Annotated in this window: 2 protein-coding genes; both read right to left on the reverse strand. The window is 63.8% G+C overall.

What is annotated here, in order from left to right; translation table 11 throughout:
* Positions 1-921 precede the first annotated feature (921 nt).
* Positions 922-4,611: a hypothetical protein gene (locus VN047_RS17690; RefSeq protein WP_325544978.1), complete on the reverse strand. Its 3,690-nt coding sequence runs from the start codon at positions 4,609-4,611 to the stop codon at positions 922-924.
* Between the two features lie 14 nt (positions 4,612-4,625).
* The coding region (locus VN047_RS17695; protein ID WP_325544980.1) for an OmpA family protein at positions 4,626-7,727 on the reverse strand (3,102 nt) is incomplete at its 5' end.

The following is a 7,727-nucleotide window of genomic DNA, read 5'->3' on the forward strand; positions in this document are numbered from 1 at the left end:
TGCCCAGCACGCGGTGCGCGATGCGCAGCGCGGCCATCAGCCGGCGCCGCTGGGTCCCGCTGAGCTGCGCGCCGCCGACCCAGTTCGCGACGAAGCTATCGCGGCGGCTGCGGTTTCCAGTCTCGACATAAAGCATGATAAGCCCCTTTTCTCTTATTCATTGCGCGCCGCGAGGTCGAACAGGTGATCACACCGCTCCCCGTAGTGCATGAAAAATTCACCACCGGATTTCCCATTCCAAGGATAATAAAACATTTAAAATCAAACAGATGATCGGCACAGCATCTCATTTGAATCACCCCCTTGTCTCATTTCCGACGCCCCAAACAGCGGAGACGGGCGGATTGTCGCAGCCCATCTCTGTCGATCGGGGCGCAGAAAATGGCTCTTGCCGATCGGGCGTTGATGGGCAGCGGCTGCCACGCCTGTTATCCGAGCCGCAGGCATATCCCGGTGCTACGCGTGCTAACCGGCTTGATCCGCGAGATGCGTTGCTGCTCGATGACTGGCTTAAGATCGTTCAGCGCAGACGCTGTCTCCGGTCGACAGGGGGCAGACAGCCTTCGGATCAGAGCAGAAAGAGGCGGACGTTCGTTATCTCCGGCGCCCGGGGATGGCGCGGGGCAAGCCTCATAATTGCACGGGTCAAATAGAAGAGCGACGAGTAGCGCGTTGCCACTTTCAGGAGCCCGCGAAGCCCTGACGCCGAGTCCCGTGCGCGGATGCGGCTGCAAACTTCGCAGGATTGAGCGGGGCTATTGTCGTAACCAAAGGCAGCCGTGGCGCCAAAGCCGGCGTGGATCGATCATGCCGCGGCCGCCACGGCGTCCTTTGTATTCTGATAGCAATTGCGGGGCCGAGCCTGTGCTATGCTTGTCCGCAAGAAGCCGAACTTCGTTCCTCGGGCCTCGAACGCCCTTTTCAGTATCTCCCGACGATATTAACGAAAAAGCCCTTCTGATCATAATCGAAATCGGTCAGGTCATCGCTGAACTGCGTGAAATTATATCCCACGCCGATACGCATGTTTTTCGCGACGTCGCGGTCAATACCGACGAGGAAGCCCTGCCGGGTACCGCCATCCTCGACGTCGAGGACACGATATTCCGCAAGGGCATGCCATTTCGACATAACCTCATAGCGGACCTGACCGGCGACGAAGGTTGTCGCGGAATCGAACCATTCGCCGGTCCCGCGCCCCATGCGCACCTCGCCCTCGCGCCGCGCGACCTTGGCGGCGAATTCCCAGTGCCGGTCGAGGCGGTGAACACCTTCGAGCGAGAATATCTGCGACTTCTGGTCATAGTCGGTGCCGCCTTCCTGACCCAGGGTGGCGAGGTCATAGAGATAGGTGTAGCGGCCGAAGACGCCCCAGCGGGTATTGTTCCAGGGACGCCAGGCGAAACCGACATTGCCCTCGACGAACTTTGCGCCCGCGAGCGCATTGATCTCGTCCTTGGTATCCGAATAGTTGAACCGGGCGGCCACACGCCAGCTTTCGTCGATCTTGTGCGTGATCCGGTTGGTGGTGACCCACTGCCTCCGCCGTTCGGCACCCGTGTCCTTGCGCCACTCGAGCTTGCTCTGCCAGTCGGTGTCGGGTGAGATACGTCCGAGACGGACGCTCAATGCCCGGCGGTCGACAATGCCGCCGACCGGGTTTCTGAGCTCGCCCTTCTGGATCGTGAAGCCGGTGCTCCAGCCCTGCGCGGGATAGAAATCCAGTCCGAACGTGTGCGCGATGCCGGACTGGGTCGGCTCCTTGAGATACTGGCTCTCGTTGAAGATGTTGACCTGATTGGAGAGGCGCCAGCGCTGACCCAGCGTCCATCCGTTCTGCCGGGTCGGATTGAGCAGATTTTCATATTCGGTGGTGTCGGTCGAATAGGTATAGGCGCCATAGATGCTGTGATCGGGCGCGAGCTTATATTCGGCATTCAGGGTTGCCGCGTCGCCGCGGTCGCCGGTGCTGAGCTCGGCACCGACCGACGACTGGTCGCCGAACAGATAGCGCCCGCCGGCGAGCAGCATGTCATTGTCGCGGTAGCGGCCATTGTCATCGTCGAGCGTCAGCTGGCCCTGGGCATAGAGGTCGAGGGCGGTGCCGATGCGGCGGGTATATTTGATCGCCCCCAGCATGCCCGCGGCGTCCGTATAGGCGTTATTCTCCTCCACCCGGCGCACCTCGGCGGCGAGGCTGTTCGCATCGTCGATCCGCCAGTCGAGGCTGCCCTGTGCCTGGAGGAACGAGTTCGTGCCGCTTTCGGCCTTGCTGTAGCGCGCGTAGATGCCGAGATTCGGAGTGATCTGGCCGAGTATCTCGCCGCCATATTCGGTGGTGGGGAGCCCCGTGTTGTATCGGCTCGTGGAATAGCCGGCGTCGGTATCACGCCACCATGCGCCGGCGCTCCAGTCGAGTTTCGTCAAGCCGAGTTCGGTGAAGTTGATCCTTGCTTCGATCGATTTGGCGTCGCCCTCCTGGGGGCCGGTGCCGCCGAGGCGGGTGAAGTCGAACCCGCCGTTGGTCGAAAAGAAGGTCGGCGCGGCAATTGCTTCGGTACGGGCAAACTCTCCCTTGAGGTAGGTTCCCTTGCCTGCCTGCAGCGTGATGTCGCCGCCATAGAGGGTATAGTCTTCGCCGGCGCGGTTCTCGTCAACATAGGTAGCGCCGATGCCGACATGATCACCGAACCATTTCTTGCCGCGAAAGCCCGCGGTGATCTCGTCGCTGTCGAAACGCGAGGGCACCCACTCATAGTCGACGATCAGCCGCTGCTCGAACCCGTCGAGCGGCGCATCGCGGGTGATCGACGGGGCGTTTTCCCGGCTGATCTGGGAGAGCGGACGCGTGAGAATGATGCGCCCCTGCAGCTCGTCGATCTCATAGTCTGCGCCGCGGGTCAGCTGGACGCGATTTTCGGCGCGGCCCGTCGTCCGGTCCCTGATCTCCAGATAGACGACGTCGGAGCCCGGCAGCAGGTCGGTATGACGCAGATAATAGAGGCTACCCCCTGTGCCGATGAACTCGTTATGGCCGGGCGCTGTCTGCGCCTGCGATCCGAAAGCGCGCAACTCCGATCTGGGGTCACCCCACCGGTTGCTGCCGTTCGAGCGCCAGCTGAGCGCCGCGCCGTATAGCGAGCGGATATATTGCGCATAATCCGTGCCGGTGATCCCGGTCTGGTAGTTGCCCCACAAGGCCTGGTTCTTGTCCCAGTCGACGCGCAGATAGAAGCGGCCCATCGTGTCGATGTCGCGATAGGTGGTCGAATCGTCACCATAGACGGGATAATAAAGGTCGGGGTCGAGCCGCCGGAAAATGTCCTGCGGATCGGCCTTGCCGAAGCCCTTGAACAGGTCGCCGATATCGCGCTCGGTCGTATCGGCCTGCGCCGTCACCAGATAGCGGCCGCCGAGCTTGGACTTGAGATAGAATGCCAGACGACCGTCGGCCAGAATGTCGTCGTTCGCGCGGTCGTCGCCGGCGAACGGCTCGACCGAACCCGAGATGTCGTTCTGCGAGATCGTGAGATCGGCGATGCCGACCCCGAAGAAGTAACGGCCGCTGACATCGACATCGAGCCTGTGGTGCCGGGCCGGCTCTTTGTCATTGCCCTTCAGCGCAATATCGAAGCTGTGCCGCCCGACCGGCGCAAGATATTCGGCGACGAACTTGCGCTCGAGGTCGACCGGATAGGATTCGCCGTTGATGGTGAGCTGCTCGTTCGCCGGCAGGTTTCGCCCCTGAATGCGAATACGCGAACCCCGGATGGCAATATTCTGCTGCCGCAGGCCATTGCCGCTGAACACGTCGTCGATGAGATTCTGCGTCCTTGCCTGCTCGGAGGTCAGCGCGGTACCGAGCCGTTTCTCGACATTGCCGCGCAGCAACTGGTTATTGCGCGCGACATCCTCGGGGCGCACGAGCTGCAAGCGCCGCTGTACGGTTTCGTCGAACGCTCCATTGTCGCCATAGGCGCGCAGCACATAGATAAGCTCGTCGCCCGTGCGGAAACGATATTTGCCAGGCAGGCTTCCGTCCCACTTCACTTCGGTGACGGCCGCGACATCGAGCGGGACGACCGCCAGCGGTTCGATGAGATCGGCGTCGGTACTGCGATAGACCGATATCTCGAGCTTGCTGATGAAGCCGGGATAATTGCCGCGCACGAAGAACTGGACCGGCTCGACGATCCGCGTTCCGTCATAGGCAACCATCGAGGGCGCGGAGACGGAAAGCTCGGGCTGGCCGAGCGTCGGGTCTTCGGTGGCCCAGATCACGCCGCCATTGGGAAGCGAGACCGAGAATTTCCCGAGAGCCGTGGCTTGCCCCGGCTGTTCCATGGCTATGCTGACCCGGCGGTCGGGTTGCAGCGTAGCGGAGGAGGAATGCTCGTCGGTGCCGCTCGTCACCGGCCGCGCGTAGCTTCGCGTCCGCAAGCGGAACACAAAGCCGTCGCTATCGGTGCAACTCTCCTCGGAGCAGACCAGCCCCTCATCCGCGGCAGCGGCCGGAGCCGGTAGCGGCGCACTCTGGTCCTGGGCGAGCGCCGGAAGCGACACGCCGGCGAGCAGCGTTGCCAGGCTCAGATCGATCAGCTTCATTTTCATGATCCCGCCCCCCTTCACTTGCTCTGCCGGGCAGCAGGAGCTGCCGGATTATCGTTGCAATCGACCCGAACCTTCGATCGAACATCGGGAGGGAGCCGGCCCGCGAGCGCGTCATAGACCGCTCGCGCACGGCGCATCCCCAGCGCGGCGTTGTAGTCGAAGGACCCGCGCACATCGGTGTGACCCACGATGGCAACCGAGCCGCCGCCGTTACGGGCGAGCCATGCGGCAACCCGATCGAGCAAGGGATGGAACTCCGGCCTGATGTCCGATTTGTCGGTGTCGAAAAGGACCGTCCCGAGAAGAGCGCCGCCTTCGTCCACGCCGACCACCATCGACGAGGGATCGTCGACGCGGCTGCGTGCGCTGATAACGAGATTCCGCTCCGAGGCTGGCTCCAGCCGGGGGGTGAGGGATGCTTTCACAGCCTCGGCGCGGTCGAACGCCAGCGACCGGGTGTCGCCATTGGCGTCGATGATGACTTCACCGCCCTGATATTCGTTCACCTTGGCGGCCATCCGTTCGATCACGGGCAGATATTCCTCGCGAACCTCCGCGCTGCCCGGCGCGAAGATCACCTGGCCGAGTTCCAGTTCGACGGTCTCGGTCCGCCCTTCGATCAGCGCGACCGGGAGCTTCACCCCCCAGTCGAAGCGGACCGGGATGCCGGGAGTGACGCGCCGCAGCAGCGGGTTGTCCGTCGTGAATTCGGTGCCATCGGGCAAGGTCGAGGGGTCGACCTTCAGGATGAAGTTGCGGCCGCGCTCCCAGACGCCGCCGGGGACGCCTTCCAGATGGTAACGTCCGAACTGGTCGGTCTCCATGATGAGGCCTTCAACCGAAGCGATGCGGACGCCGGGAATGCCGCGTTCGTCGATCCCCGCATTGTCGATAATATAATCGACAACATAACCGCCTTCGCCCTGCGCGATCCGCCGCTCGACCCGAGGTTCGGCGCCGTTCAGGCCCTTCGCCGCATCGCCGCTCTTCTCCACACGCGTCTCCCCGGCGGCGTTCATCCTGACGGTGACGCCCTGAGTATTGGTAAGGACGAAATCGTCGGTGAAGGTCAGCGCGCTCAGGCGCTGGCGGATCACCATGCGGTGGCGCTCGACCGGATCGGCTTCGGATTGGCGCGCGCTGATGTCGCCGAGCCTGATGCCGTGAAGCAGCGGCGCGCTCGCGTCGGGCTCGGGTCGCACCCCGTCGCCGCGGTCGATCGTCGTCGATCCGGGGAGATAGGCGCCCGGCGCGAAGCCACCCTGCACATGGAGGCCGGAGAGCGCCGCGCTGTCCTGCCAGCCATCGCCATCGCGGTCGTCGAAAACCGTACCGAAGACGAGCGTTTCGTCGACCAGCGGATCACCCACCAGCTCGACCTGTGCCGTCGCCGGGTTCGAGACCGGTTCATTTCCGTCGGAATAAACCTGCGCCTGGTTGACGTGCGTGCCTCGACGGACCCCGGCACCCACGCGCATCAGATAGGCGAGCGTCGCCGTCTCGCCCGCGCGTACGTCGATCCCGCCGAAGCGCAGCGGGCTTTGCCCCGAAACACTAGCCGCGTTGTCGCCATCGACGACCTGCAGCGAGCCTTCTACAAAGGTAAAGCCGGCAGGCGGTATGTCGACAATGTTGCCACCCAGCAGATCGCGTTCACCGACATTCTCTACCGAGAGTGTGTAGCGAACCAGATCGCCGATCTTGACCTCGCGGACCGACGCGGTCTTGACGAGACGGATCAGCGGCAGCTCGATTCTGTGCTCGGTGGCGCAGGCATCGCAGCTCGGCACGGCGGTGCCGCCACCGCCCGATGGCGTCACCAGATTGCGCACCGTCTCGCCCGCACGCTCGTTGACGACCGCGCTGTAGGTGAGGCTGTGCGTGCCGACCGGGGTACCCGCCGGAAGCGTGCAGGTGATGGTCGCCCCCGTCGCCTCGCAGCCTGCCGGGAGGCTTGTGATGGTCAGGCCCGCATCGGGCGTATCGACGAGAATGAGGGGCTCGGTCGTCGCGCCATTGGCAACGGTCGCGACGAGCGAATAGTTGATCGTCTGCCCCACCTGAATGGCATCGCCCGCGCCCGGATCGGCCGACTTGATCACGCTGATCACCGGAGCGGCGACCGGCGTGTCGGTGTCGCAGCTACCGGCGCAGGAAGGTGTGTCGCCGCCCGAACCTACGACGCTATTGCGGACCGAACCCGAGGCCTGCGCGTTGACCGTGGCCGTGTAGCTCAGGCTGTATGTTCCGGGCGCGGTCCCGGCGGGCAAGGTGCAAACGAGCGGATTTTCGGCATTGCAGGTGAAGATGCCGGAGTCGGTAACCGCCGTGAGGTCGAGACCCGAGCCGAGCGTGTCGGTCAGCGTCAGGACATCGGTCGTCGCCGAATTCGCGACCGTCGCGGTCAACGTATAGGTGAGGATGTCGCCCACACGTACTTCAGCGGGTCCCGCCACGGTCTTTCCATACGTCACGACCGGGGCCGCAAGCGGTGTATCGGTGCCGCAGCTTTCGGCGCAGACGGGATCGTCGGGACCCGAGCCAAGCACCGCATTGGTAACGCTGCCCGCGGCGTCCGCGTTTACCGTCGCTGTGTAGGTGACGCTGTAGCTTCCGACGGCAGTCCCCGTCGGCAGCGTGCAGACGAGCGGGTTTGCCGCGTTGCAGGTAAACGCGCCCGCATCGGCAACCGCGGTGAAATCGAGCCCCGCGCCGAGCGTGTCGGTCAGGGTCAACAGGCCCGTGGTCGGCGAATTGGCGACGGTAGCCGTCAGCCTATAGGTCAGAACGTCGCCGACGCTGACGGCGGCGGCCGGTGCCGCTACCGACTTCGCGTAGGTAACGGCGGAATCCTCGACCGGCGTATCGGTCGTGCAGCTCCCTGCGCAAGTAGGATTGCCGCTGCCTGAGCCCACGACCGCATTGCTGACCGAGCCGGTTGCCTGAGCGTTGACAATCGCTGTGTAGGTGACGCCGTAGGTGCCGACCGCAGTACCCGCGGGCAAGGTGCAGATGAGCGGGTCCGCCGCATTGCAGGTGAAGGCGCCTGCGCTGGTCACCGCGCCGAAGTCGAGGCCGGCGCCGGCCGTGTCGGTGAGCGTGAAAACGCCCGTGGT

It is taken from the genome of Sphingopyxis sp., from assembly GCF_035565275.1.
In the GTDB taxonomy this organism is placed as follows: Bacteria; Pseudomonadota; Alphaproteobacteria; order Sphingomonadales; family Sphingomonadaceae; genus Sphingopyxis.

Excerpts from the sequence above, each read along its gene's own strand:
- VN047_RS17690 (WP_325544978.1), bottom strand. The coding sequence starts at position 4,611 with ATGAAAATGAAGCTGATCGATCTGAGCCTGGCAACGCTGCTCGCCGGC.